Origin of the sequence: Erythrobacter tepidarius (assembly GCF_002155695.1) — a bacterium.
Classification (GTDB): Bacteria; Pseudomonadota; Alphaproteobacteria; order Sphingomonadales; family Sphingomonadaceae; genus Erythrobacter; species Erythrobacter tepidarius.
Window position 1 is genome coordinate 109,840 of the sequence record NZ_MUYJ01000002.1, and the last position, 26,934, is coordinate 136,773.

28 protein-coding genes are annotated in these 26,934 nt (G+C 66.2%); 11 read left to right on the forward strand and 17 right to left on the reverse strand.

Translation table 11 applies throughout. The annotated features are described in order from the left end of the window. Window positions 1-111 precede the first annotated feature (111 nt). Window positions 112-1,374: a threonine ammonia-lyase gene (locus tag BZF61_RS02260; RefSeq protein ID WP_086617013.1), complete on the reverse strand. Its 1,263-nt coding sequence runs from the start codon at window positions 1,372-1,374 to the stop codon at window positions 112-114. Window positions 1,375-1,528: 154 nt separating this feature from the next. On the opposite strand from BZF61_RS02260, the gene BZF61_RS02265 reads away from it, so the two are divergent. Further along, window positions 1,529-3,178: an amidohydrolase gene (locus BZF61_RS02265; RefSeq protein ID WP_086617014.1), complete on the forward strand. Its 1,650-nt coding sequence runs from the start codon at window positions 1,529-1,531 to the stop codon at window positions 3,176-3,178. Here BZF61_RS02265 and tatC read toward each other — a convergent pair whose 3' ends face one another. From tatC to BZF61_RS02310, 9 genes are all read right to left on the reverse strand, one after another. Beyond that, window positions 3,179-3,988: a twin-arginine translocase subunit TatC gene (gene tatC / locus BZF61_RS02270; RefSeq protein WP_086617015.1), complete on the reverse strand. Its 810-nt coding sequence runs from the start codon at window positions 3,986-3,988 to the stop codon at window positions 3,179-3,181. Then, the gene (gene tatB, locus BZF61_RS02275; RefSeq protein WP_086617016.1) at window positions 3,981-4,340 is read right to left on the reverse strand and encodes a Sec-independent protein translocase protein TatB; all 360 of its coding nucleotides are present in this window, start codon (window positions 4,338-4,340) and stop codon (window positions 3,981-3,983) included. Before tatB ends, tatC begins: the two co-directional genes overlap by 8 nt. Window positions 4,341-4,378: 38 nt before the next feature. Continuing rightward, a complete protein-coding gene (locus tag BZF61_RS02280) occupies window positions 4,379-4,621 on the reverse strand; it encodes a twin-arginine translocase TatA/TatE family subunit (RefSeq protein WP_086617017.1) in 243 nt (80 codons plus the stop codon). Between the two features lie 107 nt (window positions 4,622-4,728). Continuing rightward, window positions 4,729-5,349: an SMC-Scp complex subunit ScpB gene (scpB, locus tag BZF61_RS02285; RefSeq protein ID WP_086617018.1), complete on the reverse strand. Its 621-nt coding sequence runs from the start codon at window positions 5,347-5,349 to the stop codon at window positions 4,729-4,731. Next, a complete protein-coding gene (locus tag BZF61_RS02290; protein ID WP_245804484.1) occupies window positions 5,346-6,155 on the reverse strand; it encodes a segregation and condensation protein A in 810 nt (269 codons plus the stop codon). Before BZF61_RS02290 ends, scpB begins: the two co-directional genes overlap by 4 nt. Window positions 6,156-6,175: 20 nt before the next feature. Further along, a complete protein-coding gene (gene nagZ, locus BZF61_RS02295) occupies window positions 6,176-7,198 on the reverse strand; it encodes a beta-N-acetylhexosaminidase (RefSeq protein ID WP_086617019.1) in 1,023 nt (340 codons plus the stop codon). A gap of 78 nt (window positions 7,199-7,276) precedes the next feature. Then, window positions 7,277-7,957 (reverse strand): SPOR domain-containing protein, encoded by a 681-nt coding sequence (locus tag BZF61_RS02300; RefSeq protein WP_086617020.1) that lies wholly within the window; start codon window positions 7,955-7,957, stop codon window positions 7,277-7,279. Between the two features lie 25 nt (window positions 7,958-7,982). After that, on the reverse strand, window positions 7,983-9,731 hold the full coding sequence (argS, locus tag BZF61_RS02305; RefSeq protein WP_086617021.1) for an arginine--tRNA ligase: 1,749 nt from the start codon (window positions 9,729-9,731) through the stop codon (window positions 7,983-7,985). A gap of 222 nt (window positions 9,732-9,953) precedes the next feature. Beyond that, entirely contained in the window at window positions 9,954-10,604 is a 651-nt protein-coding gene (locus BZF61_RS02310) for a hypothetical protein (protein ID WP_086617022.1), read from the reverse strand. Between the two features lie 94 nt (window positions 10,605-10,698). Here BZF61_RS02310 and ispH point away from each other — a divergent pair, with 94 nt between their 5' ends. Genes ispH through rnhA form a run of 3 tightly spaced genes read left to right on the forward strand, consistent with a single transcriptional unit; the run spans window position 10,699 to window position 13,156 of the window. After that, a complete protein-coding gene (ispH, locus tag BZF61_RS02315) occupies window positions 10,699-11,691 on the forward strand; it encodes a 4-hydroxy-3-methylbut-2-enyl diphosphate reductase (RefSeq protein WP_086617023.1) in 993 nt (330 codons plus the stop codon). Between the two features lie 19 nt (window positions 11,692-11,710). Further along, a complete protein-coding gene (locus BZF61_RS02320; RefSeq protein ID WP_086617024.1) occupies window positions 11,711-12,682 on the forward strand; it encodes a homoserine kinase in 972 nt (323 codons plus the stop codon). 27 nt (window positions 12,683-12,709) lie between these two features. Beyond that, entirely contained in the window at window positions 12,710-13,156 is a 447-nt protein-coding gene (rnhA, locus tag BZF61_RS02325) for a ribonuclease HI (RefSeq protein WP_086617025.1), read from the forward strand. A gap of 20 nt (window positions 13,157-13,176) precedes the next feature. Here the strand turns inward: rnhA and BZF61_RS02330 are convergent, their stop codons facing one another. The 3 genes from BZF61_RS02330 to BZF61_RS02340 all read right to left on the reverse strand — a co-directional run bounded on the left by BZF61_RS02330 (window position 13,177) and on the right by BZF61_RS02340 (window position 15,478). Beyond that, window positions 13,177-13,353, reverse strand: a complete 177-nt coding sequence (locus tag BZF61_RS02330; protein WP_086617026.1) for a YegP family protein — start codon at window positions 13,351-13,353, stop codon at window positions 13,177-13,179. A gap of 62 nt (window positions 13,354-13,415) precedes the next feature. After that, on the reverse strand, window positions 13,416-14,534 hold the full coding sequence (locus tag BZF61_RS02335) for an NAD(P)/FAD-dependent oxidoreductase (protein ID WP_086617027.1): 1,119 nt from the start codon (window positions 14,532-14,534) through the stop codon (window positions 13,416-13,418). Next, a complete protein-coding gene (locus BZF61_RS02340; RefSeq protein ID WP_086617168.1) occupies window positions 14,531-15,478 on the reverse strand; it encodes an alpha/beta fold hydrolase in 948 nt (315 codons plus the stop codon). The genes BZF61_RS02335 and BZF61_RS02340 overlap by 4 nt, the downstream gene beginning before the upstream one ends. Before the next feature lie 120 nt (window positions 15,479-15,598). Between BZF61_RS02340 and BZF61_RS02345 the strand changes: the two genes are divergently transcribed. The 7 genes from BZF61_RS02345 to BZF61_RS02375 all read left to right on the forward strand — a co-directional run bounded on the left by BZF61_RS02345 (window position 15,599) and on the right by BZF61_RS02375 (window position 23,058). Beyond that, a complete protein-coding gene (locus tag BZF61_RS02345) occupies window positions 15,599-16,090 on the forward strand; it encodes an A24 family peptidase (RefSeq protein WP_086617028.1) in 492 nt (163 codons plus the stop codon). Between the two features lie 89 nt (window positions 16,091-16,179). Further along, the gene (gene cpaB, locus BZF61_RS02350) at window positions 16,180-17,274 is read left to right on the forward strand and encodes a Flp pilus assembly protein CpaB (RefSeq protein ID WP_086617029.1); all 1,095 of its coding nucleotides are present in this window, start codon (window positions 16,180-16,182) and stop codon (window positions 17,272-17,274) included. Between the two features lie 83 nt (window positions 17,275-17,357). Next, window positions 17,358-18,944, forward strand: a complete 1,587-nt coding sequence (locus BZF61_RS02355; protein WP_086617030.1) for a type II and III secretion system protein family protein — start codon at window positions 17,358-17,360, stop codon at window positions 18,942-18,944. A 43-nt stretch (window positions 18,945-18,987) separates the two neighbouring features. Beyond that, window positions 18,988-19,662, forward strand: a complete 675-nt coding sequence (locus tag BZF61_RS02360) for a CpaD family pilus assembly protein (protein WP_169711926.1) — start codon at window positions 18,988-18,990, stop codon at window positions 19,660-19,662. Window positions 19,663-19,665: 3 nt separating this feature from the next. Next, window positions 19,666-20,952 (forward strand): pilus assembly protein CpaE, encoded by a 1,287-nt coding sequence (locus BZF61_RS02365; RefSeq protein WP_086617031.1) that lies wholly within the window; start codon window positions 19,666-19,668, stop codon window positions 20,950-20,952. A 99-nt stretch (window positions 20,953-21,051) separates the two neighbouring features. Continuing rightward, window positions 21,052-22,023: a type II secretion system F family protein gene (locus BZF61_RS02370; RefSeq protein ID WP_086617032.1), complete on the forward strand. Its 972-nt coding sequence runs from the start codon at window positions 21,052-21,054 to the stop codon at window positions 22,021-22,023. A 15-nt stretch (window positions 22,024-22,038) separates the two neighbouring features. After that, window positions 22,039-23,058: a type II secretion system F family protein gene (locus BZF61_RS02375; protein ID WP_086617033.1), complete on the forward strand. Its 1,020-nt coding sequence runs from the start codon at window positions 22,039-22,041 to the stop codon at window positions 23,056-23,058. 63 nt (window positions 23,059-23,121) lie between these two features. Here BZF61_RS02375 and BZF61_RS02380 read toward each other — a convergent pair whose 3' ends face one another. The 4 genes from BZF61_RS02380 to BZF61_RS02395 all read right to left on the reverse strand — a co-directional run bounded on the left by BZF61_RS02380 (window position 23,122) and on the right by BZF61_RS02395 (window position 26,762). Next, window positions 23,122-23,583, reverse strand: coding sequence for a MarR family winged helix-turn-helix transcriptional regulator (locus tag BZF61_RS02380; protein ID WP_086617034.1), 462 nt, complete (start codon window positions 23,581-23,583; stop codon window positions 23,122-23,124). Next, the gene (locus BZF61_RS02385) at window positions 23,576-24,448 is read right to left on the reverse strand and encodes a crotonase/enoyl-CoA hydratase family protein (protein ID WP_086617035.1); all 873 of its coding nucleotides are present in this window, start codon (window positions 24,446-24,448) and stop codon (window positions 23,576-23,578) included. The genes BZF61_RS02380 and BZF61_RS02385 overlap by 8 nt, the downstream gene beginning before the upstream one ends. Before the next feature lie 270 nt (window positions 24,449-24,718). Further along, the gene (locus tag BZF61_RS02390; protein WP_086617036.1) at window positions 24,719-25,504 is read right to left on the reverse strand and encodes an SDR family NAD(P)-dependent oxidoreductase; all 786 of its coding nucleotides are present in this window, start codon (window positions 25,502-25,504) and stop codon (window positions 24,719-24,721) included. Between the two features lie 88 nt (window positions 25,505-25,592). After that, window positions 25,593-26,762 carry an acetyl-CoA C-acetyltransferase gene (locus BZF61_RS02395; protein WP_086617037.1) on the reverse strand — a complete coding sequence of 390 codons (1,170 nt, stop codon included), beginning with the start codon at window positions 26,760-26,762 and terminating at the stop codon, window positions 25,593-25,595. Window positions 26,763-26,934 lie beyond the last annotated feature (172 nt).

Consider the following 26,934-nt stretch of genomic DNA (forward strand, 5'->3'; position numbering starts at 1 on the left):
TAACCATGAAAGATCACAAAATATCCCGCGCTCTGCACGGGAACCCGCGCATTATGCTGCGGCAATGGCGCAAAACGGCACGCCCGGTCGAACGAAGACCGCCCGAACGCCTCAGCCAAGCTCGACCAGTTGCACCGAATAGCCGTTGGCGCGCAGGCCCTCAACCAACCGTTCGACCTGCTCGGCATCGCGCGCCTCGCATTCGATATCGGTAATCAGGCCCTTGGCCGGCAGGGTGGTGAAGATGCGCTGGTGATAGATCTCGATGATGTTGACGTTGTGCTCGTTGAACAGGCGCATCACCCGGAACAGCGCGCCGGGACGATCCTGCAGCGTGATGCGCAGCCGCGCGAGGCGGCCCTGCCGGGCGAGATCGCGCAGCAGCACATTGGCGAGCAGGCGGGTGTCGATATTGCCGCCGCACAGCACCAGCCCGATGCTCTTGCCGGCGAAACGCGCCGGATTGCTGAGCACCGCTGCAAGCCCTGCTGCGCCCGCGCCCTCAACCACGGTCTTCTCGATCTGGAGCAGCAGCGCCACCGCCTTTTCCAGCGCGGGTTCATCCACCAGCAGGATATCGTCCACCCTTTCCGCGATCACTTGCGCGGTGAACTCGCCGGGCTGCTTGACGGCGATGCCTTCGGCCAGCGTGTCGCCACCGCAGGGCAGGTCTGCGCCCTTGATCTTGTCGAACATCGAGGGGAACAGCGCAGCCTGCACGCCAACCACTTCCATCGCGGGATTGAGCGCCTTGGCGACCGTTGCCATGCCCGAAATCAGCCCACCGCCGCCGATCGGGGTGACGATGCAGTCGAGATCCGGCTTCACCGCGAACATTTCCAGCGCCACGGTTCCGGCGCCCGCCGCGACATGCGGATCGTCGAAGGGGTGGACGAAGGTCAGGCCGAGTTCGACCTCGAGCTTGCGCGCATGGGCATAGGCTTCATCGAAGGTATCGCCTTCGAGCACGACCGTGCCGCCGACGCTTTCGGTCTGCATCACCTTAACCGTCGGCGTGGTGCGCGGCATGACGATCGTCACCGGCACGCCGAGCCGGGTGCCGTGGTAGGAGAGGCCTTGCGAATGGTTGCCCGCCGAGGCCGCGATCACGCCGCGCGCGCGCTGCTCCTCGCTCAGCAGCAGCAGCGCGTTGAGCGCCCCGCGCTCCTTGTAGGCGGCGGTGAACTGGAGGTTCTCGAACTTCAGCCAGATCTGTGCGCCGGTAATCTCCGACAGGGTGATCGAGCGCATCATCGGCGTGTTGACCACAGCCGAGCCGATCCGCGCGGCGGCGGCGCGCACGTCGTCGAGGGTAAGGTCGGCCGGCGAAGCGGCAGCGCCCTTGGGGCTAATCGATGCAGGCTGTGTTGACATGGTGCGGCGCCGATTAGAGGCTTGTTGCCGCAAGGGCAATCAGCCACGCGCCGATTGCCCGAAAGGATTTCCTGCCAGGGGGAAAGTTGGCAACCTCGCGCGAAGGCGATAGGCACCGCGCCACCGCCGTTCTTGCGTTCTTTCAGGGATTGCCATGCCTCGCACCTTCGCCTTTGCTCTTGTCGCTTCCGCCCTCGCGCTAGCCGCCCCGGCGCTGGCCGACACCCTGATCGACAATGTCGACGGGGTGACGATCAATGCCGAAGGCAAGGTGCAGCGCTTCACCGGTCTGGTGTTCGACAAGGACGGCAAGGTGACCGCGCTGCTCGAGCGCGGGGAGCCGCGCCCGCAGGTCGATTACCGCCTCGATGCCAAGGGCAAGGTGATGTTGCCGGGCATGATCGATGCCCATGTCCACGTCATGGGTATCGGTTTCGGCAAGCTGACGCTTGACCTTTCGGACAGCGTATCGCTCGAAGATGCACTGGCGAAAATCAAGACCTTTGCCGAGGAGAGCCCGGGCCGCCCGTGGATCCTCGGGCGCGGCTGGAACCAGGAAAAGTGGGGCCTTGGCCGTTTCCCGACCGCCGCCGAGCTGGACGCGGTGGTGGCCGACCGGCCGGTGTGGCTCGAACGGGTCGATGGCCATGCCGCCTGGGGCAACAGTCTCGCGCTCCAGACCGCGGGCGTGAGCGCGAAGACCCCCGATCCGGCCGGGGGCAAGATCATCCGCGATGCCAGGGGCGCGCCCGCCGGCGTGTTCATCGACAAGGCGACACAGCTGGTCGAGAAGGTCATCCCCGCCCCCCGGCCCGAAGACCGCGACCTTGCCTTCGTCAAGGCGCAGGAGGTGCTGCTCGGTTACGGGGTCACAGCGGTCGCCGATATGGGCACCACACTGGCCGACTGGAACACCTTCCGCCGCGCCGGTGACGAGGGGCGGCTGCGGATCCGCATCATGGCCTATGCCGACGGTTTCGAGACGCTGGAGACAGTTGCCGGGCCGGCGCCGACCGTCTGGCTCTATGAGGATCGTCTGCGGATGGGCGGGATCAAGCTCTATCTCGACGGCGCGCTCGGATCGCGCGGGGCGGCGCTCAAGGCCCCCTATCACGACGATCCGGGCACCAAGGGATTGCCCCTGCTCTCCCCCAGCCAGCTGCGCAACCTGATGAGCCGCGCCGCGATGGACAATTTCCAGACCGCCGTCCACGCCATCGGCGATGCCGCCAACGCGGAAGTGCTGGCCGCGATCGAGGAGCTTTCGGAAAGCTACAAGGGCGATCGCCGCTGGCGGATCGAGCATGCGCAGATCGTCGATCCGGCAGACCTGCCGCGGCTGGGCCGGCATGGCATCATCGCCTCGATGCAGCCGCTCCACCAGACCTCCGACCGGCTGATGGCCGAAGCCCGGCTCGGGCCTGACCGGCTCGATGGCGCCTATCCGTGGCGCAGCGTGATGACGGTCGGCGGCCGACTGGCGTTCGGTTCGGACGCGCCGGTCGAACCGGCGGATCCCTGGGCCGGCATTGCCGCCGCGATAAGCCGCACTGATGCCAAGGGCGAACCCTTCGGCGGCTGGTTTCCGCAGGAGACCGTCAGCCGCGAGGGCGCGCTTGCCGCCTTCACCGCCGACGCAGCCTTTGCCGGGTTTGCCGAGGGACGCTTTGGCCGGCTGGTGCCGGGCGAGCGCGCCGACTTCCTGCTGGTTGACCGCGACCCGCTGCTGGCCTCTCCCGACGAGATTCGCCAGACCAAGGTGATCGAGGTGTGGATCGGCGGCGTGAAGGTGACGGGCGAATAGCTACTCCGCCGCGTCCGGCTTCGCTGCTGCTTGGGCCGCCTGTGCGGCCTTGTCGGCGGCAACGGCCTTCTCCTGCAGACGCATCAGCAGCAGCGAACCCTCGAACAGCAGCCACAGCGGCACCGCGAGGATGATCTGCGAGCCCGGATCGGGCGGCGTCACGATCGCGGCGATGATAAAGATGCCGACGATCACATAGCGCCGCGCTGCCACCATCTGGTCGCGGGTGATGAGGCCCGCGCGGTGGAGCAGCAACAGCAGCACCGGCAGCAGGAAGGTGAGCCCGAAGGCGAGGATGAACTGCATCACCAGGCTGAGATAGTCGCCTGCGCTCGGCAGGGCCTGCACCGCCAACCCGCCGGTCTCGCCGCCAAAGCCGAGGAAGAAGGTAAAGGCGACCGGCATCACCACGAAATAGGCCAGCGCCGCGCCGGCGCTGAACAGCACCGGCGTGGCGATCAGGAACGGCAGGAAGGCCTTTTTCTCGCGCGCATAAAGCCCTGGTGCGACGAAGGCCCAAAGCTGGTTGGCGATCACCGGAAAGCTCACCATGAACCCCGCAAACAGCGCGACCTTCAGCTCGACGAAGAACACTTCGGGCAGCTTGGTGAAGATCAACTGGCCTTGGCCTGCGGGGAAAGCCTGTTTCAGCGGCCAGACGAGGATGCCGAGGATTTCGTCGGCGAAATAGAGGCATACCGCAAAGCCGATGCCCAGCGCCAGCAGCGCGCGGATCACCCTGGTGCGCAGTTCGATCAGATGGTCGAGCAGCGGCGCGCGGGTTTCGTCGAGATCCTTGATCTCAAACATCGGCCGCGCCCTTGGGTGTGTCGGCCCCGGGCGCAGGTCCGGCGGACTGCTGGGTTTCCGCGGGCAGCGCAGGCGGCCCCGTCATCACCGGCGCGCCGGCCTCGGCCTCGGTCAGCGCCGCGGAACGGCGCATGATCTCCTCGTTTTGCGCTTTCCACTTCTTTTCCATTTCCTCCAACTCGGCCTCGCGCACCATGGCATCGATGCCGGAGCGGAAATGGGCCGAGATGCGCCGCAACCTGCCGATCCAGCGGCCGGCGGTGCGCATCGCGAGCGGAAGGTCTTTCGGCCCGATCACCACCACCGCAACGATCAGGATGACCAGCAGTTCTCCGATGCCGATGTCGAACATATGTCGGGTGCGGTCAGCCCGCCTCCTTCAAGGAGCTGTCAGGCGCCGGTGGTGTCGGTCTTTTCAGCCGGTGCCGGGGTCTCGGCAGGCGCGGGGGCAGCGGCAGGCGGTTCGATCCGCGCGACATTGGCCGCGGTTTCCTCGGTCTCGTTAAGGCCCTTCTTGAAGCTCGCGATGCCCTTGCCGAAATCGCCCATCATCTCGGCAATGCGGCCACGCCCGAACAGGATCAGCACGATCAGCAGGACGATGACCCAATGCCAGATCGACGAAAAACCCATTGTCTCTACTCCTGAATGCGACCGCAGCAGGCGCGATGCCGCAAACCGGACATCGCGCCCGGTACGCGAACACTGCCTATCTAGGACAAGCCTTCGCGAATTGCCAGTCAGTCCGCCAGATTCTCGTCTGCTTCGCCGGCCCCATCGCCATCCTCGTCGGGCTCGAAACGCATTGCCGCTTCCATCGCCTCGTCGAGCGGATCGAGCAGGCCGGAGGCGCGCAATTCGTCGATCCCCGGCAGGTCGCGGCGACTGGCAAGGCCGAAATGGTCAAGAAATTCCGGGGTGGTGGCATAGACCACCGGGCGCCCCGGGACCTCGCGCCGCCCGGCAGGGCTCACCCAGCCGGCTTCCATCAGCACGTCGAGCGTGCCTGCACTGGTCTGCACCCCGCGGATCGATTCGATCTCGGCGCGGCTGACCGGCTCGTGATAGGCGATGATCGCCAGCACCTCGGTGGCCGCACGGCTGAGGCGGCGCACCTGCTCCTTCTCGCGCCGCAGCAGGTGGGCCAGATCGGGGGCGGTCTGGAAATGCCAGCGTCCGCCGCGCTCGACCAGATGCACGCCGCGCGCGGTGTAATGCCTCTGCAAGGCGGCCAGCGCAGCGCGCACCTCGGCCGGGTCCGGCAAGCCGAGATGAGCGGCGAGGGCATCGACGCTCAACGGCTCTTCAGCGGCAAACAGCGTCGCCTCGAGCGTACGTTCGAGGCTGGCTTGCGCGCTCATGCCTCGACACGCGCCTGCGCGCTGTTCTTGAGTCGACGGATGCGCAGGGGGGCAAAGGCACCCTCCTGCGCGAGCTCAGCCCGGCCGCGCTTGGCCAACTCAAGCGCCGCCACAAAGCTCGACGCCAGCGCCGAGCGCTTGAGTTCGGGCGAGGCATGCGGCGGCAGGAAATCGCGGATCTCCATCCATTCGAGCGTCACGCCCAGCATCGCCGAGACCCGCTCCAGCGCCGAATCGAGCGTGATCACCGGGCGGTTGGCCACGTGGTAGATGCGCGGCGCGGTGCGCGCCTTGACCTGACCATAGGCCTGGATCAGCGTGAAAAGATCGCTCCGCCACACGGTCTTGCGGTCGGTGCGCAGCCCCTCGGGCGCGCCGCGCAGAAACACGTCACGCCCGATCCGGTCGCGCGCCATCAGCCGCGCCGCGGCCTCGCGCATCGCGCCGAGCCGTTGCAGCCGCAGTTGCAGACGCAGCGCCAGCTCTTCGGGGCTGGGATCCTCCTGCTCCTCCTTGGGCAGCAGCAGCGCCGATTTGAGATAGGCCAGCCATGCGGCCATCACGAGATAATCGGCGGCCAGCTCCAGCCTGAGCGCCCCGGCCCGCGCGATGTAGCCGAGATATTGATCGACCAAGGCGAGTATCGAGATCTGCCTAAGATCGACCTTCTGCCGTCGCGCCAGATCGAGCAGCAGGTCGAGCGGGCCTTCCCACCCATCGAGTTCGAGATAGAGCGCTTCCTCGCCCGGCTTGGCGCCCTGCACCAGCGCGGCGTCGCCCTCGCCTGCGCCCGCGTCTGCGAGCATAAAGGGCTGCTCGATGCCGCTCACGCCGCTTGCTCCGCCAGCGCCAGCAACGCATCGCGCGTGGCGAGGAGTTCGCGCTGTTCGGTGGCGAGCGCCGGAGCAATCCGCGTCCCGGCCAGCGCCCGGTCAAGCCGTGCGGCCGTGGCATCGGACATGGCGGGGAGCACCTCGCAGATGCCTGCCATGTCATCCATCTTCGCCCAGCAGTTGAGGATGATGTCGCACCCCGCCGCATGCGCGCGGGCAGCGCGCTCCACAATCGCGCCGCCGAGCGCCTCCATGTCGATATCATCGGTCAGCAGCAGGCCATCGAAACCGATCGCGCCGCGGATGACTTCGCGGATCACGATCGGCGATAGCGTCGCGGGGTTCTCCGCGTCCCAGGCGGTGAAGACGAGGTGGCCGGTCATGCCGATCAGCGCATGGTTGAGCCTCCGGAACGGGGCAAGGTCGGCCTCCAGCTCTGCCGCGCTGGCAGTGACCGTGGGGAGCGCCTTGTGGGTATCGACATCGCTGCGGCCATGGCCCGGCATGTGCTTTATGCAGCCGGTCACGCCGCCCGCTGCCAGGCCTTCGAGCACCGCCCGCCCGAGCGCGGCGACCTGCACCGGATCGGCCCCGAAGGCGCGGTCGCCGATCACGTCATGCGCACCCGGCACCCTCAGATCGAGCGGCGGGTGATAATTGACCGTGATGCCCATGGCTGCCAATTCAAGCCCCATCGCAGTGGCATTGGCACGCGCGGCCGCGATCGCGCTGGCCGGAGCCGTCTGATAGAGCCGGGCGAAAACCTCGCCGCACGGATAGGCCGACCAATGCGGCGGGCGCAACCGTGCCACCCGTCCGCCTTCCTGATCGATCGAGATCAGCAGCCGGTCGCGCCCGTGGATGCTCCTGAGATCATCGGTCAGCGCGCGCAGCTGCTCAGGGTCGACGCAATTGCGGCCGAACAGGATATAGCCCGCCGGATCGGCCTCGCGGAAGAAGGCGCGCTCGTCCGCGGTGAGATGCGGGCCGCCAAGACCGAAGATCGCCGGAATCATGCGCTAAGGTTCGCAAGGAAGCCCGCGTCAGGCAAGCAGCGTGACCAACCGGAACGGGGAAAAGCCCTGTCCCGCCCCCTACTTTATCTGGCAATCGAGCCCATCGGCCTTGAGCGCGGCACACAGCCGCTCGGCCTCGGCGCGGCTGCCGGCCACGGCCTGCAAACGATAGACCGTACCGATATCGACCTTGCCCTCGACCACGCGGTGCTTGACCCCGGCCAGCGCCTCGGTGCGGCGCAACAATTCGCTCCAGCCCTGTTCGGCGCGGGCACGGGTGCTGTAGGCGGCAAGCTGCACGCCCACGCCGGACAGAGCCGGCGCGAGGGGGGGCGCCGCGCGCGCACCCGCAGCCGGCGCGGGCGTGGAAGCCGAGGATGTCGCAGCAGCCGGCGCAGCGACCACGGCCTCGCGGGTCTCGCCCTCGCCGACCAGCGGAGCGAGATTGCCGGTGCCGGCGAACTGCTTTCCGCCCGGATCCTGCGGACGTTCCTTGATCGGGCCGGCGGGGGCTTCGATCACGCTGCCGTCAGCAACGACATCGGCCGAGCTGGCGCGATTGGAGACATACCACACCGCCCCGACGATCGCCGCCAGCACCAAGAGCAGGACGCCAGCAAAAGCGAGGATCTGGCCAATGTCAAACCCGCCTGCTTCCGCGTCATCCGTGTCGGCTTCGAGCCATGGCAGGTTGTCGGTGCGGGCGAGATCGAGCTCGCCATCACCCGCGTCCAGTTCCTCATATTCGGCATCGATCATGGTGAAACCTCTTGTCCCCCGGTTTTCACATGCTCTCGACCGCCTCCACACCGAGCACGCCGAGACCGCCACGGATCACTTGCCCGATTGCATTGGCGAGGAAAAGCCTCGCCCCGGTCAGCTCTGCGTCCTGTTCCACGATGAAGCGCTTTTCCGGACGGTCATTACCGAGGTTCCAGTAGGAATGGAGATCAGCGGCGAGTTCGTAAAGGTAGAAGGCGATCCGGTGCGGTTCGCGCGCCCGGGCCGCCGCCTCGATCTCGCGCGGGAACTGCGCAGCGCGCGCGACCAGCGCCAGTTCCTCGGAGCCGAGCCGGTCGAGCGCGGCATCAGACGGGGCAAGCCCCGCCTCCGCCGCCTTGCGCAGCGTCGAGCGGATCCGGGCATGAGCATATTGGACATAGAACACCGGATTGTCTTTCGAGGCCTCGACCACCTTGTCGAAGTCGAATTCCATCTGCGCGTCGGGCTTGCGGGTGAGCATGGTGAAACGCACCACGTCCTTGCCAACCATCTCGACCACATCCGCGAGCGTGACGAAATTGCCCGCGCGCTTCGACATCTTGAACGGCTGGCCGCCCTTCATCAGTTGCACCATCTGCACCAGCTTGACCTCGAAGGGCTTGGGCGGCGCCCCGTCGGCACTGGTGAGCGCGGCCACTGCGGCCTTGATCCGCTTGACGGTGCCCGCATGATCGGCGCCCCAGATATCGACCAGAGCATCGGCGGTCTGCGCCTTCTGGAAGTGGTAGGCAAGGTCGGCCCCGAAATAGGTCCACGCGCCGTTCGATTTCTTGATCGGGCGATCCTGGTCGTCGCCGAACCGGGTCGAACGGAACAGCGGCAGCGAGACCGGCTCCCAATCCTCGGGCGGGGCCTTGCCCTTGGGAGCTTCGAGCACGCCGTCATAGACGAGGTCATGCGCGCGCAGCCACGCCTCGGCGGCATCGACCTTGCCCGAAGCCTGCAATTCAGCCTCGGAGGAGAAAAGATCGTGCTTGATGCCCAAGGTGGCGAGGTCGGCGCGGATCATGTCCATCATCGCCGCGACCGCGCGGGTGCGGAACAGCATCAGCCATTCAGCCTCGGGCGCCGATACGTAACGGCTGCCGAACTCGGCGGCGAGCTGCTGGCCGACAGGCACGAGATAGTCACCCGGATAAAGCCCTTCGGGGATAGTGATTTGCTCCCCGAGCGCCTCGCGGTAGCGCAGGTGCACCGAGCGGGCGAGGACATCGACCTGCGCGCCGGCGTCGTTGACGTAGTATTCCTTGATGACCTTGTGCCCGGCGAACTCGAGCAGGCCCGCCAGCGCATCGCCCACCACCGCGCCACGGCAATGGCCCATGTGCATGGGACCAGTGGGGTTGGCCGAGACATATTCGACATTGACGACCCGGCCCCCGCCCATGTCCGAACGTCCGTAATCAGCGCCCAGCTGCGCGATGACGACAAGCTCATCCAGCCACACCTGCCGATCCAGGCGCAGATTGATGAAGCCCGGCCCGGCAATTTCGGCGCTGGTGATCATCGGATGCGCGGAAAGCCTCGCGGCAATCGCCTCGGCCAGCGCGCGCGGGTTCATCCCTGCACCCTTGGCCAGCACCATCGCGGCATTGGTCGCCAGATCGCCATGCGCCACATCGCGCGGCGGTTCGAGCGTGACATTGGCGAAGCTGGTATCGGCAGGCAGCACGCCCTCGTCGACGAGGTCGGTCAGCACGGTTTCGATCAGCGCCGCATAGGCGGCATAGAGGGTCTTGGGCTTGGTCATCCTGTTCTCTTGCGGTGTGCGCGGGGTATCGCGCGTGCAAAAAGGCAAGCATAGGGCCGGGTCAAGCCCGGGACGGAAAAGGGAACGCCAAAAGCGCGCTCGCTTGAGCCGCTGGTTCGCCGCCGGTAGCGCCGCAAGGCCGACCGGCCCCCCGCAGGTGGCCATCGCCAAGCGACGGATGCGCGCCGAGGACGAAGGCGCGCAGGCGCCTTCGCAACAACATCAGCGCGTCACGTTATAGGCCAGCTGTTCCTCGGTCAGCTGGAAGCCAACCAGCATCTCGAAGCGGGTGCGGGCAATCGCCGCCTTGACTTCGGGATCGGCCAGCGGATCGAGCGCGGCATCCACGTCGCCCGGACGTCGTCGGCGGGTGATCTTCTTGCGGATATCCTCGGGCAGCGTGGCATCGGCACGGTTGACGAAGGAGCCGACCTTGGCGGTTCCCATCGCGCGTTCCTGACCATCGGCAAAGCTCAGGGTGACCTCGCCCACGCGCTTGCTGACCACCGCGCTTCCCCCGCGGAGCACCGTGACGAAATAGGGCAGGACCACTGTGCGAGCGCCGCGCGTGTCGGTACGGCGGGCGTGCACATCGAAGGTTGCCTCGCTATAGACCTTCTCGCCGGTATCGTTGCAGCTGGTGCGCAGATTGGTCATCGCCGCGCTGACATCGAGGCTCGCCGCGCTGCGATCCGTTTGGGAGCGGAAGATGGTGATGTCCCCGGTGTAATCCGGAATGCCGACCGCCGGACAGGTGCTCAGCACCGAGGTGATCCCGACACCCTGATCGAGAACAAGTTCACCTTCGCCGGCGCATGCGGCCAAGGCGGCCGTTGCGGCAAGGGCAGGCAGGGCGCGGGTGCGAAACATCATCGAAAGGCCGTCCTAGAAAAACCGGATCCAACTGCGCGACAAGCGCATATGCACGCCCTAGCGAGACGCAGCGCAAAGCGCTAGAGAGGTCATCATGAACGCGCCCTTTCCCGCAGCCGATGCCGCTGGCAGCGACGACTCGGTCGCCGCCCGCCCGCCGCTTAACCTCCTGATCGCCGCTCCGCGCGGATTCTGCGCCGGGGTCGACCGGGCGATCGAGATCGTCGAGAAGGCGCTCGAGCGCTATGGCCGGCCGGTCTATGTCCGCCATGAGATCGTCCACAACAAATATGTGGTCGAAGGGCTGAAGGCCAAGGGCGCGATTTTCGTCGAGGAGCTGGACGAGGTGCCGGACGATGCCCCGGTGGTGTTCAGCGCCCACGGTGTGCCCAAGTCGGTCCCGGCCGAGGCCAAGCGCCGCAACCTGCTCTATGTCGATGCCACTTGCCCACTGGTGAGCAAGGTCCACCGTCAGGCCGAGCGCCAGATCGAAAAGGGCCGTCACATCATCTTCATCGGTCATGAAGGCCACCCCGAGGTGATCGGCACTATGGGTCAGGTCGAACCCGGCCAGATGACGCTGGTGGAAACGATCGAGGATGTCGAGAAGCTGCCCTTCGATTCCGACCAGGAACTGGCCTACCTGACCCAGACGACGCTGTCGGTCGACGACACGCGCGAGGTGATTCAGGCGCTCGAATGGCGCTATCCCAACATCTCCGGCCCGCGCGCCGAGGACATCTGCTACGCCACTTCCAACCGGCAGGCCGCGGTCAAGGAACTGGCGCATGACTGCGATCTGGTGCTGGTGATCGGCGCGCCCAATTCGTCCAACTCGTTGCGCCTGGTCGAAGTGTCGGAGCGGCTCGGCACGCCCGCCAAGCTAATCCAGCGCGCCTCCGAGATCGACTTCGGTTGGCTCGAAGGGGTCGAAACGCTGGGCCTGACCGCGGGGGCCTCGGCTCCGGAAATCCTCGTGCGCGAAGTGGTCGCAGCGCTCGCCGAGCACCGCACCATCCGCGAGAAGGAAATCACCGCAACGGTCGAGAAAATGGTGTTCAAGCTCCCGCGCCAGCTGACCGAATAGGCCGAAGAGCGACGCGGACATGGCGGTCTACACCCACCTTGGGGCAGAGCAACTTGCCCGGCTGATCGCCCAGTATGATGTCGGCGAGCTGGTTTCGGCCAAGGGCATCGCGGAAGGCGTCTCCAATTCCAACTGGCTGATCGAGACCACCGGTTCGGGTGCGAGCGGCACGCGCTTCATCCTGACGCTCTACGAACGGCGGATCGACTATGCCGATCTGCCCTATTTCCTCGATCTGCTCGATCATCTCGCCGCGAAGGGCTGTCCGGTGCCGCGCACCATGCATGACCGCAGCGGTGCCTCTTTCCGGATGGAGCAGGGCAAGGCCGCGGCACTGATCGAATTCCTGCCCGGGGTGTCCCCCACCCGCCCGACACCGCAACAGGTGCGCGCGGTGGGCGAGGTGCTGGCCGCGCTGCATCTGGCGGCCCGCGACTTTCCGCTGACACGCGCCAATATGATGGATTTCGCCGCGAGCGCGGCGATCCTCGATGCCTGCGGAGGTGAACGGCTGGCAAGGATCGACCCCGGCCTGCCGGCGATGCTGGAGCACGCCCGTGCAGCCGCCGCGCTCGATCTTTCGGCGCTGCCGCAGTCGCAGATCCACACCGATCTTTTTCCCGACAATGTCCTGATGCTGGGTGATCAGGTGACGGGCCTGATCGATTTCTACTTCGCCTGCACCGGGCCGATGGTGCTCGATCTGGCAGTGACACACGCGGCCTGGTGTTTCGACAGCGAAAATGCCTACCGCGCCGATTGCGGCACGGCGCTGTTCGAGGGTTACCAGCGCGTCCGCCGGCTCGAAGCGGCTGAACTGGCGCTGTTCCACGAGGTGGCCAAGGGCGCCTGTCTGCGCTTCGTCGCCTCGCGCGCCGAGGACTGGCTGGAAACCCCCGATGATGCGCTCGTCACCCGCAAGGATCCGATGCAATTCGCAGCACGCTGGCGGTTTTACCATGAAAGCGGGGCGGGCCTGCTTGCAGACTGAGCCTTTGGCCGCCTAGTGCCCGGCGCGATGAAACAGGTCGACATCTTCACCGACGGCGCGTGCAAACACAATCCCGGCCCGGGCGGGTGGGCGGCGATCCTGCGCATGGGCGCACACGAGAAGGAACTGACCGGCGGCGAGCCGGAGACGACCAACAACCGTATGGAGATGACAGCTGTGCTGCGCGGCCTCGCAGCGCTCAAGGAACCTTGTGCGGTGACCATCCACACCGACAGCCGCTATGTCATCGACGGCATGACCCGGTGGATCTGCGGCTGGCAGAAGCGCGGCTGGGTGAATGCCGCCAAAAAGCCGGTGGCCAACGCTGATCTGTGGCGCGAACTGATCGCCGCCGCGCGGCCGCACAAGGTGCGGTGGGAATGGGTCAAGGGCCATTCCGGCCACCCGGAAAACGAACGCGCCGATGCGCTGGCAAGCGCCGAAGCGGCGCGGATTGCGGCGGGGAACGCCTGACCCCGCCGCCCCCGTCATGATCAGCTGTTGTCTTCGACCTCGGCGCCCGGGCCGTTCTTCTTGATCGAATCGATTGCGTTCTGCGCGCTTGCCTTGCTGGCATAGCCTTCGGTCGAGAACATCACTTCCGAATTGTACTTGAACCGCACCCGGAACTGGCCGGCCTTGTCCTTGTAGATCTCAAACTTGTGGGCCATCGCCTTTCCCTCCCGAAGTAATTAATGGACTTGGGGAAAATGCCAGAAGGGCGCGGGCTTGGCTAGGCCGATTGTGATGCAGCCGCAAAGCGGGCGGGCGAATAGGCCGCAGGGTCGATCGCCCGCGTCATTGCATCCGCCTGCAGCCCGAGCGCGATCTGCGCGGCCATGCGCGCGGCGGCGGGAGCGGTCTGGATGCCGAAGCCGCCCTGTCCTGCGCACCAGAAGAAGCTGCCAAGGTTCGGATCGGGGCCATAGACCGGCAGCCGGTCGGGCGCGAAGCTCCTGAGGCCGGCCCAGCGCCGTTCGAGCGCGGTGATGCGCCAGTTGGTCACGGCCTCGAACCGGTCGATGGCGATGGCGACATCGATCTCTTCGGGCGCGACATCACCCGGCTCGTCGGGGATCTCGTCATGCGGAGATAGCCACAGGCGGCCATTATCGGGCTTGAAATAGAAGCCGCCATTGATGTCGAGCACCAGCGGCAGATCGGCCGGTGCCGGCGGATCGACCCGCAGCTGCACCACGGTACGGCGCAAGGGCCGGATGCCGAGCGGCGCGACACCCGCGAGCCTCGCGATCCTGTCGGCCCAGGCGCCGGCAGCGTTGACGATCCGCGCGGCGCGATATTCCGCGCCGGTGGCCGTCACGATGCGCCAGCCGCCATCGTCACGCGCAAGCCGATCGACCCTTGCACGGCAAACCATCTCCCCGCCCGCCCGGCGCGCCGCGGCGAGATAGTGCTGATGCAGCCCGGCCACGTCGATATCGGCGCAGGCCGGCTCGTGGATTGCCGCGCACCATTCGGGCCGCACCCCCGGCACGCGCTGTTCGATGGCGGCACGATCGAGCCGTTCGATCGCCACTCCTGTCCCGGCAAAGGTGGCGAAGAATTGCGCGAGCGCGGCGCTGTCCTGCGCGCGCGCGAGATGGAGCGCGCCGCGCGTGGTGAGAAAACCGTGCGTCCGCAGGAACGGCCCCGAGGCAAGCGTGAGCGGCACCACACCGGGGCCGCCGTAGCATTCGTCCCAGAACGCCGCCGAGCGCCCGGTCGCATGATAGCCCGGCACGTCCTCCGCCTCGAGCAGCAGCACGCGGGCATGGGGGGCAAGTTCGGCCGCCAGGCTTGCGCCGGCCATCCCGGCCCCGATGACGGCAAAGTCCCAGATTCTGGCGCTCATGCAGCAGGCACCACCCGATCAAGGAAGGCCGCGATCGCCGCCATCGCGCGGCGGCGCACCGGATCGGACTCGCGCAGGATCTCGTGTGCCGCCTCCGGCCCGAAGGCGAAGATTTCGCCGCGCGGTAGCCGTCGGGCGGTGCGCAGCGCGGCCGCGTGACTCACCAGCTTGTCGGCACTGGTGGACAGAATCAGCACCGGCACTGCCACTGCCTCGATGGCACCGGGCGCTTCGAGCAGGCGCGCAGAGGCATAGGCCCGCTCGACCCAACGCCAGCTTGCCGGACCCATCACCAGCTCAGGCCGGGCATCGCGCCACCATTGCTCGTCGGCATAGCGATCGGGATCGTGGGTGAGCAGCAGGGCGCGACCCGCAGGCAGTTCACCGGGTTTCTCGCTCCATTTCCATGCCGGCCGCGTCGGGTCGCCCAAGCGACAGATCAGCCGGGCGACAAGGTGGAGCACCGGCAGTGGCAGTGGCGGTCCGTTCACGCCGATCATCGGCGCGCTCAAAACCACTGCATCGGGATTGACCCGCCGCTCGACCAATGCGCGCATCACCAGATGCCCGCCCATCGAATGCGCTGCAAGGACGTGCGGCCCGGGGGTTTCGCTCGCCCAGTCGCTCCAGAGGCGGGCAAGATCGGCAATCCAGATCGCGAAATCCTCGATGTGGCCGGTCACCGCATCCTTGCCGAGCCTTCCCGATCCTGCCTGCCCGCGCCAGTCTGCCGCCGTCACCCGCCAGCCGGCGCGGTGCCATTCCTCCAGCGTTTCGAGATATTTCTCGTAGGCATCACCGCGTCCGGGAAGGAACAGGATCGAACCGCGCGGCGTGGCGGCGTCGCCAGGCCAGTCGATCCGGCGGATCGCATGCCCGTCCGCCGCGCGCCAGATGCCTTCGCGCGCGGCTGGCGGAATGGCTCGGCGATCGATCGCCGCAATGTCGCGATGGTCGTGAATCTCAGGCCTCCGAGCTTGGTTACTTTTTGGTAAGCAAGTACCTGTAGCACCGCCCCAAGAAGCACCGCGACGCGTCCCGCGCACGGCAACTTCGGGGGCACGATGTTGACGACCACCCTTCACTACGGACTGCTGATTGCCTTGGCAATCGCGCTGGTTTTCGCGGCCTTTACCGACATTCGTCGCCGCCAGATCGACAACTGGCTGAACGGCGCGATCGCATTGGGCGCGCCGCTGTTCTGGTGGTCGAGCGGCCTGGCGCTGTGGCCCGACGTGGCGATGCAGCTGGGCGTGGCATTGGCCGCCTTCGTGCTGCTGGCCGGACTATTTGCACTCAGGATGATGGGCGGCGGAGACGTCAAGCTGCTGAGCGTGCTCGCGCTGTGGGTGCGGCCCGAAGCTTTTGCACAGCTGCTGGTGATCATGGCGCTGGCCGGCGGGGTGCTGACGATCGTCATGGGCTTGTGGCACGTCATGCGCCGCCAGCGCGACAAGCTGGCAATCCCTTACGGTGTCGCGATCGCTTTCGGCGGCCTGTGGGTGCTCGCCGCCAACTATCTGCCCGCTGCCGCCATGGCGGCAGTTGCGGCGTGAACTCGATTTTAACCAGTCGGGACCTACGCATCGAAAACATACCTGCCCGCTAACCAACCGAGGGCGACTACGAGGGGGCTATTTCAGCCATGGATAGGAAGAAACTGGTTCTGCTGATCGGCGCTCTGATCATCGCGATCGGAACGGCCTTTGCTGCACGGAGCATCTTCGCCGGAGGCGGAGCCCCTACAGCCGAAGCGGCGCAGCCCACCGGGCCGCGCGTGCTGGTCGCCAAGCGCGCCCTCACCGCCGGAACGATCATCACCGCCGACGCGCTCAGCTTCCAGCCCTGGCCCAAGGAGCTGGTCAAGGACGCTTATTTCATCGACGGCGAAGCCGACATGAACAAGCTGATCGGCACGGTCGTGCGCTATCCGATCACGGCGGGCGAGCCGGTGACGCAAGGCTCGCTGGTGAGCCCGGGCGACCGCGGCTTCCTCGCAGCAGCGCTCGGGCCGGGGATGCGGGCGATCACCGTGCCGGTGTCGGCGATGACAGGTGTGGCCGGCTTCGTCTTTCCGGGCGACCGTGTCGACCTGGTGCTGACCCAGACGGTCAGCGGCGACGGCGGCCAGGATCTCAAGACGGCCGAAACGGTGATCCGCAACCTGCGCGTGCTGGCCACCGACCAGACCACCGAAACCACCACCGACGAAAACGGCAAGACTGTCGTCAACGCGTTCCGCACCGTCACGCTCGAAGTGACGCCCAAAATCGCCGAGAAGGTCGCCGTCGCTCAGACTATCGGCACGCTCAGCCTCGCGCTGCGCTCGCTGGCAGACAGCGAAGCCGAACTCGAACGCGCGATTGCTGCGGGCGATATCACCATCCCCGACAACGCCACCCCCGAACAGGAGGAGCGTCTGCTCAAGGCGGCGATGTCCCGTCCGATCGACAAGGGCACGACCTTCGTGACCGGCGGCGATGTCTCGCGCTTCCAGCGCAAGACCATGCCCGTGCAGGAAAGCGCCCGGGCGCCGCAATACGCCCCGCCCTCGCCCAGCGTGCCGGCCAAGGTCGATAGCCAGCCGGTCTATCGTGGCCCGAGCGTCCGCGTCACCCGTGGCAAGGCGACCGAGGAAATCCCGGTCAGCCCGCAGGCCTCGGCGGGCGGCATGCTGCGCACCCAGGGCGAGGCCACCCGCCGCGGTGGCCAGGCCGTAACCTCGACCCTGAGCTACTGAAGGGAGTGATGATGGCCACGCGCAATCCGTTTCGTCCGCTGTCGCAAGCAACGGTCACAGGCCAACCCGAGGGGAGCCGGAGAATGAAACTGAACCTGAAAGCCAAGCTGCTGCTCGCTGCCGTGATGGCCGCGCCGGTTGCAGCCGTGCCGACTGCCACCGCTACCGCGCAGCAGGTCGTCAAGCCCTCGCAGGAAATCGTCCTGTCGATCGGCCGCGGCGAACTGGTGACCGTGCCGGGTAACATGACCGATGTGTTCGTCGCCAACGAAGCGGTCGCCGATGTCCAGGTCAAGTCGCAGCGCCAGCTCTATGTGTTCGGCAAGGCCGGCGGGGAGACCACGATCTACGCCAGCAACGAACGCGGCGATGTGATCTTCTCGGCCAATATCCGGGTCGGCTCGAACATCGGCAGCGTCGACCAGATGCTCGCCCTCGCCATGCCCGATGCCAAGATCAGCGTGTCGACCATGGGCACGAACACCGTGCTCTTGACCGGCACCGTGGGTGCGCCCGAAGATGCTGCCGAAGCTGAAAGGCTGGTGCAGGCCTTCACCGGCGAAGGCACCAACGTCATCAGCCGACTGCGCACCGCCACTCCGCTTCAGGTCAACCTCAAGGTGACCATCGCCGAAGTCAGCCGCTCGCTGCTGCGCGAGATCGGCGGCAACCTGACCTCCTTCGATGGCACCGGAGGCTTTCGCTTCGGTGTGGGCACGGGGCGTCCGATAACCGGCGACCCGAGCGGACCATCCGGCCCCCTGTTCGTCGGCAACGGCGTGGGCGATGCTGCCTTCGTGCTGCCCGACGGGACCAAAATCCCCGGCTACTCGGTCAACTCCAACGGCGGCACCACGCTGTCGGGCCTCGGAAAGCTGTTCGGCATCGACATGCTCGGCGCGCTCGACCTGTCCGAGCGTCTCGGCCTCGTCAACACCCTGACCGAGCCCAATCTCACCGCGCTCTCGGGCGAAACCGCGACCTTTCTCGCGGGCGGCGAGTTCCCGATCCCGATCGCCCAGGGCCTCGGCCAGGTGACGGTGCAGTTCCGCCAGTTCGGGGTGAGCCTTGCCTACACGCCGACCGTGCTCTCGAACGGCCGGATCTCGATGCGGGTGCGTCCGGAAGTGTCCGAGCTGTCGACCCAGGGTTCGATCACGCTCAACGGCTTCCAGGTTCCTGCGCTGACCACCCGCCGCACCGAAACCACGGTGGAGCTGGGTTCGGGTCAGAGCTTCATGATCGCCGGCCTTATGAGCGCCAACTCGCAGAACCTGCTCGACAAGGCTCCGGGCCTCGGTGACGTGCCGATACTCGGCAACCTGTTCCGCAGCCGCCAATTCCGCAAGGGCGAGACCGAACTGGTGATCATCGTCACCCCCTATCTGGTCAAGCCGGTCGACGCCAAGGACATCAAGCTTCCGACCGACGGCTATCATTCGTCGACCGAGCTTGAGCAGTTCCTCGGCTACCAGAGCAATTCGGGCCGCTCGGGCGAACAGCGCCCCGGCCCGGTTTCCGCGCAGCCGGAAGCCCCGCGCCCCGGCGTGAGCAATGCCGATCCGGCTGCGATCGTCCCGAACCAGCCGGAAAAGCCGCGTCGGGCCGACAAGGAAACCCGCAAGACCGAACGCGAGGCCCGCACTGCGGCCCCCGGTTTCAGCCTCTAACGTGAGAAAGGTGAGTATGATGCCTGTTGCACGACCCAATAGCATGGCGGGACGGCTGGGCCGCGCGCCTGCCCTCGCACTGGCGCTCACGCTTGGTCTGGGGCTCGCCGGCTGCGGCGGGATGCCGACCAACACGAGCCTGTACAGCATCAAGCAGCCGGTGGTCGATCGGACCAATTTCACGCTCGATGTGACCACCAGCTCGGCGGGCCTGCCGATTTCCGAACAGCAGCGGCTAAACGGCTGGTTCGAGACGATGGACCTACGCTACGGCGATCGGATCGCGATCGAGAACCCTGGCCAGAACCCGGCCGTGACCAACGCGATCCGCGAGATTGCCGGGCGCTATGGCCTGATGATCAGCGACGTGGCCCCGGCCACCCCAGGGATCCTCCAGCCCGGCCAGGCGCGCGTGGTTATCACTCGCAGCTCGGCTACGGTGCCCGGCTGCCCCGACTGGTCGGCCAAGTCGGACATGAACTACAACAATGCCACCAGCACCAACTATGGCTGCGCGATCAACAGCAACCTTGCCGCGATGGTGGCTGATCCTCAGGATCTGCTCGAGGGCAAGAAAGGCTCGGGTGAGACCGTCATCGCCACCTCAAACAAGGCGATCGCGACATTCCGCGAGGCCGAACCGACGGGTGCGGGCGGTCTGATGGATGCGAGCACCGGTGGCGGCGGCGGCGGTGCCGGCGGCGGAGGAGGTAACTAAGCCATGAATGCTCCCTGGAAATCGGGCTTGCCCGGAAATCGTGATCCGTTTGCGGCCTATATCTGCGACGACAACGCGCTCGACGTGCTGCGTCCGGTGGTGGTCGAGCTCGGCTGGGCGCCGGAAAAATGCTACAAGGGCGGCCTGCGTAATGCGGTGCAATCGCTCTCGGTCAGCGCTTCCCCGGCGATCCTGATCGTCGACCTGTCGGAAAGCGGCGATCCGCTCAACGACATCAACGCGCTTGCCGAAGTGTGCGAGCCGGGCACGGTGGTGATCGCTATCGGCCAGGTCAACGACGTGCGGCTCTACCGCGACCTGCTCTCGAGCGGGATCCAGGACTATCTGCTCAAGCCACTCTCGGCCCAGCAGGTGCATGATGCGCTCAACCAGGCGCTGGCGGTGTTCATGGCCCCTAGGGGGGGCGATGCGGATAGCGCGCGCCGTCATATCTCGACCGCGGTGGTCGGGACGCGGGGCGGGGTCGGGGCTTCGACCATCGCGACCTCGCTTGCATGGCTGTTCAGCGAGAACCACAAGTCTTCGACCGCGCTGCTCGATCTTGACGTGCATTTCGGCACCGGCGCGCTGACCCTCGATCTCGAACCAGGCCGCGGCCTGACCGACGCGATCGAAAACCCCAGCCGTATCGACCCGTTGTTCATCGAGCGCGCCATGGTGCGTGCGGGCGACAACCTCTCGATCCTCTCGGCCGAGGCCCCGATCAGCCAGCCGCTGATGACCGATGGTTCGGCCTTCGTGCAGCTGGAGGACGAGTTCCGCCAGGCGTTCGAGATGACGGTGATCGATCTGCCGCGCAACATGCTGATCAACTTCCCGCAGTTGCTGGCCGACGTGAACATCGTCCTGCTGACCTGCGAGTTCACGCTCGCCTCGGCGCGCGACGCGATCCGGATCCTGTCGTGGCTCAAGACCAATGCCGCCCATGCCCATCCGATGATCGTCGTCAACAAGGCGCAACCGAACTTTGCGGAGATCAGCAAGGCCGATTTCGAGGCCTCGATCGAACGCAAGGTGGATTTCGTGATCCCCTACGACATCAAGGCGGCCTCGAATGCGGCGAAGCTGGGTCAGGTGTTCGTCGATGCCAACCGTTCCAGCAAGGCGACCGCAGCGATCCGCCAGATCGCCGAGCGGGTGATCGGAGCCAATGCGGACGATCTGGCGGCTGCGTCCGGCGCAGAGAAGAAGTCGTTGCTCGGCGGGTTCGACTTCAAGGCCCTGCTCACCAAGAAGGCCAAGCCCGAACCCGAGACGGCCGGGGAATGATGCTGGCGGCGCGCGGAACCGGCTCGGTCCGGCCCCCGCGCGCCCCAACCAATGTGAACGAGCGCCGCAGCCGCGCGGCACAAGGCAGGACGTGACAATATGGACATCCTCCAAACCCTGCTGATCACGCTGATGATCTTCTCCATGCTCGTGCTCGGCTACGTGCTGTTCAGCGGCTCGGGCGCGTCCAAGGCGCAGAAGCGCAGGATGCAGGCGCTGCGCTATCGTCACTCGGAAAGCGTCGATGCCAAGGTCGATGCGCAGCTCAAGCGCGCAATCGCGGCGCGCAAGCCTAAGACCTACAAGCTCGCAGGCTCCGGCTCGCGTCTGGAAGCCCTCGCGGTGCGGCTCGACCGGACCGGCAAGGGCTGGACGGTGACCCAGTATTTCTACGCCTCGATCGGCCTTGCGCTGGCCGTGGCGGTGGTGATTTTCATCCAGACCGGCGCGCTGCTGCTCTCGCTGGGGGTCGGTGCGGCTGTCGGTGCAGGCGTCCCGCACCTGATTGTCAACTTCCAGATCAGCAAGCGCACCAATGCCTTCGTCAGCAAGTTTCCGGATGCGCTGGAGTTGCTGGTGCGCGGCCTGCGTTCGGGCCTGCCCGTTACCGAGACACTCAGCGTGGTGGCGCAGGAAGTGCCCGGGCCGGTCGGCATCGAGTTCCGCGGCGTGGTTGACCGGATCAAGGTCGGCAAGACCATGGAAGATGCGCTGCAGGATGCCGGTGACCGGCTCGGCATCCCCGAATTCAACTTCTTCACCATCACGCTGGCGATCCAGCGCGAGACCGGCGGCAACCTTGCCGAAACGCTCTCGAACCTCGCCGACGTGCTGCGCAAACGCGGCCAGATGAAGCTCAAGATCAAGGCGATGAGTTCCGAATCCAAGGCCTCGGCCTATATCGTCGGCGCGCTGCCCTTCATCGTCTTCGCCATGATCATGTGGGTCAACCCCGAATATATCGGGGGCTTCTTTACCGACGACCGCCTGATCGTCGCGGGCCTGGGCGGCCTGTGCTGGATGGGCATCGGTGTGTTCATCATGGCCAAGATGGTCAACTTCGAGATCTGATCCGGGACAAAGACGATGATCGAACAACCTTCCGGACCAACGCTGCTCGGCTTCGACGTGATCATGGTCGGGACCGTGCTCGCCGGTCTCGCCGCCTTCGCGATGATGCTGGCGATTTACGCCGCGATTACCATCCGCGATCCGATGGCCAAGCGCGTCAAGGTGCTCGAAGCCCGGCGCGAACAGCTCAAGGCGGGAATCGTCACCTCCTCGGCGAAGAAGCGCAACCGCCTGACGCGTCGCACCGGTTCGACCGACAAGGTCAAGGAAAACCTCAGCAAGCTCAACGTCCTTCAGGACAGCCAGATCAAGGCGATCCAGCAGAAGCTGGCCCATGCCGGCTACCGCAACAAGGAGCTGGCCTATTTCATCATCGTCGCCCGCGCGATTGCGCCGATCGTGCTCGGCGGGATTGCCGCGCTGCTGATCTACGGCATCGAGTTCTGGCCCGACTGGGGTCCGATGACCCGCTTCGGGGCCTTCGCTGCCACCCTCATCCTGTCGTACAAGGGCCCGGAAATCTACCTCAGCAACAAGGCCGCCAAGCGCACCAAGGAGATCCAGAAGGGCCTGCCCGACGCGCTCGACCTGCTGGTGATCTGCGCCGAGGCCGGCCTTACCGTCGATGCTGCCTTCAACCGCGTCGCCAAGGAACTGGGCCGCGCCTATCCCGAACTCGGCGACGAATTCGCGCTCACCGCGATCGAGCTTTCGTTCCTCAACGAGCGCAAGATGGCGTTCAACAACCTTGCTTACCGCGTCAATCTGGAAGCGGTGAAGGGCGTTGTGACGACGATGATCCAGACCGAACGCTACGGGACCCCGCTGGCCTCGGCGCTGCGGGTGCTCTCGGCCGAATTTCGCAACGAACGCATGATGCGCGCCGAGGAGAAAGCGGCCCGTCTGCCGGCGATCATGACCGTGCCGCTGATCCTGTTCATTCTGCCCACGCTGTTTGTCGTCATTCTCGGCCCGGCGGCCTGCTCGATCAGCGACGCGCTGATGGGCCCCAACGGCGCCATGGCCGGCAAGTAGCCCGCCTTCCGAGGCGTCATCCCGCCGTGCTGGCTCCGGCGCGGCGGGGTGCGCCGTTCGGGGCTAGGATTGACCGCGCGCCAGCTCGCCCGCCCGCAGCCGGAGCGCCGCGAGCATCTCGCGCAGCATTGTCTGCTCCTGGGGCGCGAACCCGCTCAGCAAGTCGCGCTCGGTCGCCAGCGCCAGCGGCATCACCTCCTCGTGGATCGCCCTGCCCTCGCCGGTCAGTTCGAGCAGATAGGAGCGTCCATCCTCCGGGTTGGCCGCCCGCGCCACCAACCCGCGCTCCTCCAGCACCTTGACCGCACGGTTGACCGCGACCTTGTCCATCAGCGTCGCCGCCGTCAGCGCACGCTGGGTCATGCTGCCTGCGTCACCGAGAATCGCCATCACCCGCCATTCGGGGATCTTGAGCGCGAAGCGCTTGCGATAGCGCTCGGCGATCAGATCGCTCACCGCATTGGACGCGATCGACAGCTGGTAAGGCAGAAACCCTGCGAGCCGCCCTGCCCCCGTATCATGCATAGGGTCGCGCTTCCCACCACGGGTAGAAGTCGGGCATGTCGGCGCTGACCTTGCCCGGATAGGCTGGCCGCCGCTTCTCAAGGAAGCTGGCGATACCCTCCTTGGCATCGGCTCCGCGGCTGAGGCGATAGATCGCGCGGCTGTCGATCTTGTGCGCCTCCATCGGGTGATCGGCGGCAGACAGGCGCCACATCATCGCCCGCGTCATCGCCACCGAGATCGCCGAGGTGTTCTCGGCAATCTCGCTTGCCAGCGTGCGCGCGGCGATCAGCAAATCCTCGGGCGGATGGATCGACCGCACCAGCCCGCCCGCCTTGGCCTCTTCGGCATCGAAGATGCGGCCGGTATAGCACCATTCAAGCGCCTGGCTGATCCCGACGATACGCGGCAGGAACCAGCTCGAAGCGGCCTCGGGCACGATCCCGCGCCGGGCGAAGACGAAGCCATAGCGCGCGGTGGCGCTGGCCAGACGGATGTCCATCGCCAGCTGCATCGTCGCGCCGACACCGACGGCCACGCCGTTGCAGGCGCAAATCAGCGGCTTCTTCGATTCAAACAGCCTGAGCGTCAGCAGGCCCCCGCCGTCACGCACCCTCGGGTCGGAAAGATCCTCGACCTCGGTCGGATCGGAAAACACCTGCCCTCCGCCCTCGGGCGTCAGGTCAGCACCGGCACAAAAGGCCCGCTCGCCGCTGCCGGTGAAGATCACCGCGCGCACCGCATCATCGGCGTCGATATCGTCCATCGCCGCGATGATCTCCTCACCCATCGTGCGGGTATAGGCGTTCATCTTCTCCGGACGGTTGAGGGTGATGGTGGCGATGCCGCCCGCCTTGGTGACGATGATCTGGGTGTAATCGCTCATGGGAATCCTCTCTGCACGCCGTTCATCTTCGGGGCTGTTGGAGACACATGAGACACTGTCCAGAACACGAAAACAAGCCTCGCGCAGGGGTGCGATTTTGACAGGGGACGAAAGCAGGAAGGGCCAGGCGCGCGGCATGGGGACATGCCAGAGGACGCGCCCGGATGTAGGAAAGCGGCCCTTCGCCTGGAAAACCTGCGAGCCGGAAAGGCAACCGCCCCCCGCGCCGGGCGGCGCGGGGGGCGGCAATTGGCTGATTGCGATATCGGCTCAGCGCGGCGCCATGCGGATGGCGCCGTCGAGGCGCACGTCCTCGCCGTTGAAATAGCCGGTTTCGATCATGCACAGCGCCAGCTTGGCATATTCCTCCGGCATCCCAAGGCGCTTGGGGAACGGCACCGACGCAGCCAGCGCATCGCGCACGTTCTGCGGCGCGGCGGCGAGCAGCGGGGTGTCGAAGATGCCAGGCAGGATGGTGTTGACGCGGATGCCTTCGGCCATCAGGTCGCGGGCGATCGGCAGGGTCATGCCGACCACGCCAGCCTTCGATGCCGAATAGGCGGCCTGGCCCATCTGACCGTCTTCGGCAGCGACCGAGGCGGTGTTGACGATCGCGCCACGCTCGCCGAACGCGTCGATCGGATCGAGAGTCAGCATCCCGGCAGCCGACTTAGCGATGCAGCGGAAGGTGCCGATCAGATTAACTTGGATCACGAAATCGAAGGCCGAAATCGGGAAGTGCTTGATCGAGCCGTCTTCCTTCGAGCGGCTTGCGGTCTTGATCGCATTTCCGATCCCCGCGCAGTTGACGAGGATGCGCTCCTGCCCATGGGCTTCGCGCGCCTTGGCAAAACCGGCGTCAACTTCCGCATCGCTCGTCACGTTGACCTTGCAGAAGATGCCGCCGATTTCGGCAGCCACGGCGTTGCCCTTCTCCTCGTTCATATCGAAGATCGCAACCTTGGCGCCCTTCGCCGCCAGCGCACGGGCCGTGGCCGCGCCGAGGCCCGAGGCACCGCCGGTGACGACGGCAGGGGTATTGGCAGAAACTTCCATTGGCTTTCCTCTCAGATTGGGATGATCAATTCAGCCCGGGCGGCGCTTGAGCGAGGATCCTGGCCGGCGAAGCGCAGGCAAAAACGCATCAGAGCGCCTCGATGATGGTGACATTGGCGACGCCGCCGCCTTCGCACATCGTCTGCAGGCCATATTTCTTGCCGCGCGCGCGCAGGGCGTGGACGAGGGTCGCCATCAGCTTGGTGCCGCTGGCGCCGAGCGGGTGGCCGAGGGCGATCGCGCCGCCGTTGACGTTGAGCTTCTCCGGATCGGCGCCGGTGTGCTTGAGCCATGCCAGCGGCACCGAGGCAAAGGCTTCGTTGACTTCGTAAAGGTCGATGTCGGCGATTTTCATCCCGGCCCGCTCCAGCGCGCGGTCGGTGGCGAAGAGCGGTTCTTCGAGCATGATCACCGGGTCGCCGGCGGTGACGGTGAGGTTGTGGATGCGCGCCAGCGGGGTAAGTCCGTGCGCCTTCAGCGCCGCTTCGGACACCACCAGCACCGCCGAGGAACCGTCGCAGATCTGGCTCGATGTCGCCGCGGTGAGCGCTCCGTCGGGCGATAGCAGCTTGACGCCCGCAATCCCTTCCAGCGTCGCATCGAAGCGGATGCCTTCATCGACGGTGTGCAGCTGGGTGCCCTCGGGGGTCTCGACTTCGACTGGCACGATCTCGCGCTCGAAGGCGCCCGCCCTGGTCGCCGCAATCGCGCGTTCGTGGCTGGTCAGGGCGAAGCGATCAAGCTCGTCCTTGGTGAAGCCGTGCTTCTTGACGATCATTTCGGCGCCCATGAACTGGCTGAAATTGATGCCGGGGAACTTTTCCTCAAGGCCGGCCGCCTTGCTGTAGAGGCCTTCTTTCATGTGCAGCGTGACGTTGGAGCCCATCGGCACGCGGCTCATGCTTTCCACGCCGCTGGCGATCACCACGTCCTGCACGCCGCTCATCACCGCCTGCGCGGCGAAGTGGATCGCCTGCTGCGAGGAGCCGCACTGGCGATCAATCGTGACCGCGGGCGTGGACTGGGGCAGGAGCTTCGACGCCAGCACGCCCATGCGGCCGACCTGCATCGCCTGCTCGCCCGCCTGTGAGACACAGCCGGTGATCACGTCGTCGATCGCCTTGGGGTCGATGCCCGAACGCTCGACCACCGCGTCCAGCGACTTGGCCAGCAGATCGACCGGGTGCACCCCGGCCAGCCGGCCACCGCGGCGGCCCCCGGCGGTGCGGACGGCTTCGACGATATAGGCAGTGCTCATGTCTTTCTCCATGCAATCCGAATGTCGGACCTTGTCAGGCCGGGCGCGGGCAGGCGGATAATCAGTTGCGTATCGCCACTTGCCTTGGGCCAACCGCCTATTGAAGCCGCAGGCGCAAATCAAGCCAGCAAAATGATGGTACTGCGGGCGCCCAGCGGTGGTCGTGCCGGTC

Excerpts from the sequence above, each read along its gene's own strand:
- BZF61_RS02260 (WP_086617013.1), bottom strand. The coding sequence starts at position 1,374 with ATGTCAACACAGCCTGCATCGATTAGCCCCAAGGGCGCTGCCGCTTCG.
- BZF61_RS02265 (WP_086617014.1), top strand. The coding sequence starts at position 1,529 with ATGCCTCGCACCTTCGCCTTTGCTCTTGTCGCTTCCGCCCTCGCGCTA.
- tatC (WP_086617015.1), bottom strand. The coding sequence starts at position 3,988 with ATGTTTGAGATCAAGGATCTCGACGAAACCCGCGCGCCGCTGCTCGAC.
- tatB (WP_086617016.1), bottom strand. The coding sequence starts at position 4,340 with ATGTTCGACATCGGCATCGGAGAACTGCTGGTCATCCTGATCGTTGCG.
- BZF61_RS02280 (WP_086617017.1), bottom strand. The coding sequence starts at position 4,621 with ATGGGTTTTTCGTCGATCTGGCATTGGGTCATCGTCCTGCTGATCGTG.
- scpB (WP_086617018.1), bottom strand. The coding sequence starts at position 5,349 with ATGAGCGCGCAAGCCAGCCTCGAACGTACGCTCGAGGCGACGCTGTTT.
- BZF61_RS02290 (WP_245804484.1), bottom strand. The coding sequence starts at position 6,155 with ATGCTCGCAGACGCGGGCGCAGGCGAGGGCGACGCCGCGCTGGTGCAG.
- nagZ (WP_086617019.1), bottom strand. The coding sequence starts at position 7,198 with ATGATTCCGGCGATCTTCGGTCTTGGCGGCCCGCATCTCACCGCGGAC.
- BZF61_RS02300 (WP_086617020.1), bottom strand. The coding sequence starts at position 7,957 with ATGATCGATGCCGAATATGAGGAACTGGACGCGGGTGATGGCGAGCTC.
- argS (WP_086617021.1), bottom strand. The coding sequence starts at position 9,731 with ATGACCAAGCCCAAGACCCTCTATGCCGCCTATGCGGCGCTGATCGAA.
- BZF61_RS02310 (WP_086617022.1), bottom strand. The coding sequence starts at position 10,604 with ATGATGTTTCGCACCCGCGCCCTGCCTGCCCTTGCCGCAACGGCCGCC.
- ispH (WP_086617023.1), top strand. The coding sequence starts at position 10,699 with ATGAACGCGCCCTTTCCCGCAGCCGATGCCGCTGGCAGCGACGACTCG.
- BZF61_RS02320 (WP_086617024.1), top strand. The coding sequence starts at position 11,711 with ATGGCGGTCTACACCCACCTTGGGGCAGAGCAACTTGCCCGGCTGATC.
- rnhA (WP_086617025.1), top strand. The coding sequence starts at position 12,710 with ATGAAACAGGTCGACATCTTCACCGACGGCGCGTGCAAACACAATCCC.
- BZF61_RS02330 (WP_086617026.1), bottom strand. The coding sequence starts at position 13,353 with ATGGCCCACAAGTTTGAGATCTACAAGGACAAGGCCGGCCAGTTCCGG.
- BZF61_RS02335 (WP_086617027.1), bottom strand. The coding sequence starts at position 14,534 with ATGAGCGCCAGAATCTGGGACTTTGCCGTCATCGGGGCCGGGATGGCC.
- BZF61_RS02345 (WP_086617028.1), top strand. The coding sequence starts at position 15,599 with ATGTTGACGACCACCCTTCACTACGGACTGCTGATTGCCTTGGCAATC.
- cpaB (WP_086617029.1), top strand. The coding sequence starts at position 16,180 with ATGGATAGGAAGAAACTGGTTCTGCTGATCGGCGCTCTGATCATCGCG.
- BZF61_RS02355 (WP_086617030.1), top strand. The coding sequence starts at position 17,358 with ATGAAACTGAACCTGAAAGCCAAGCTGCTGCTCGCTGCCGTGATGGCC.
- BZF61_RS02360 (WP_169711926.1), top strand. The coding sequence starts at position 18,988 with ATGGCGGGACGGCTGGGCCGCGCGCCTGCCCTCGCACTGGCGCTCACG.
- BZF61_RS02365 (WP_086617031.1), top strand. The coding sequence starts at position 19,666 with ATGAATGCTCCCTGGAAATCGGGCTTGCCCGGAAATCGTGATCCGTTT.
- BZF61_RS02370 (WP_086617032.1), top strand. The coding sequence starts at position 21,052 with ATGGACATCCTCCAAACCCTGCTGATCACGCTGATGATCTTCTCCATG.
- BZF61_RS02375 (WP_086617033.1), top strand. The coding sequence starts at position 22,039 with ATGATCGAACAACCTTCCGGACCAACGCTGCTCGGCTTCGACGTGATC.
- BZF61_RS02380 (WP_086617034.1), bottom strand. The coding sequence starts at position 23,583 with ATGCATGATACGGGGGCAGGGCGGCTCGCAGGGTTTCTGCCTTACCAG.
- BZF61_RS02385 (WP_086617035.1), bottom strand. The coding sequence starts at position 24,448 with ATGAGCGATTACACCCAGATCATCGTCACCAAGGCGGGCGGCATCGCC.
- BZF61_RS02390 (WP_086617036.1), bottom strand. The coding sequence starts at position 25,504 with ATGGAAGTTTCTGCCAATACCCCTGCCGTCGTCACCGGCGGTGCCTCG.
- BZF61_RS02395 (WP_086617037.1), bottom strand. The coding sequence starts at position 26,762 with ATGAGCACTGCCTATATCGTCGAAGCCGTCCGCACCGCCGGGGGCCGC.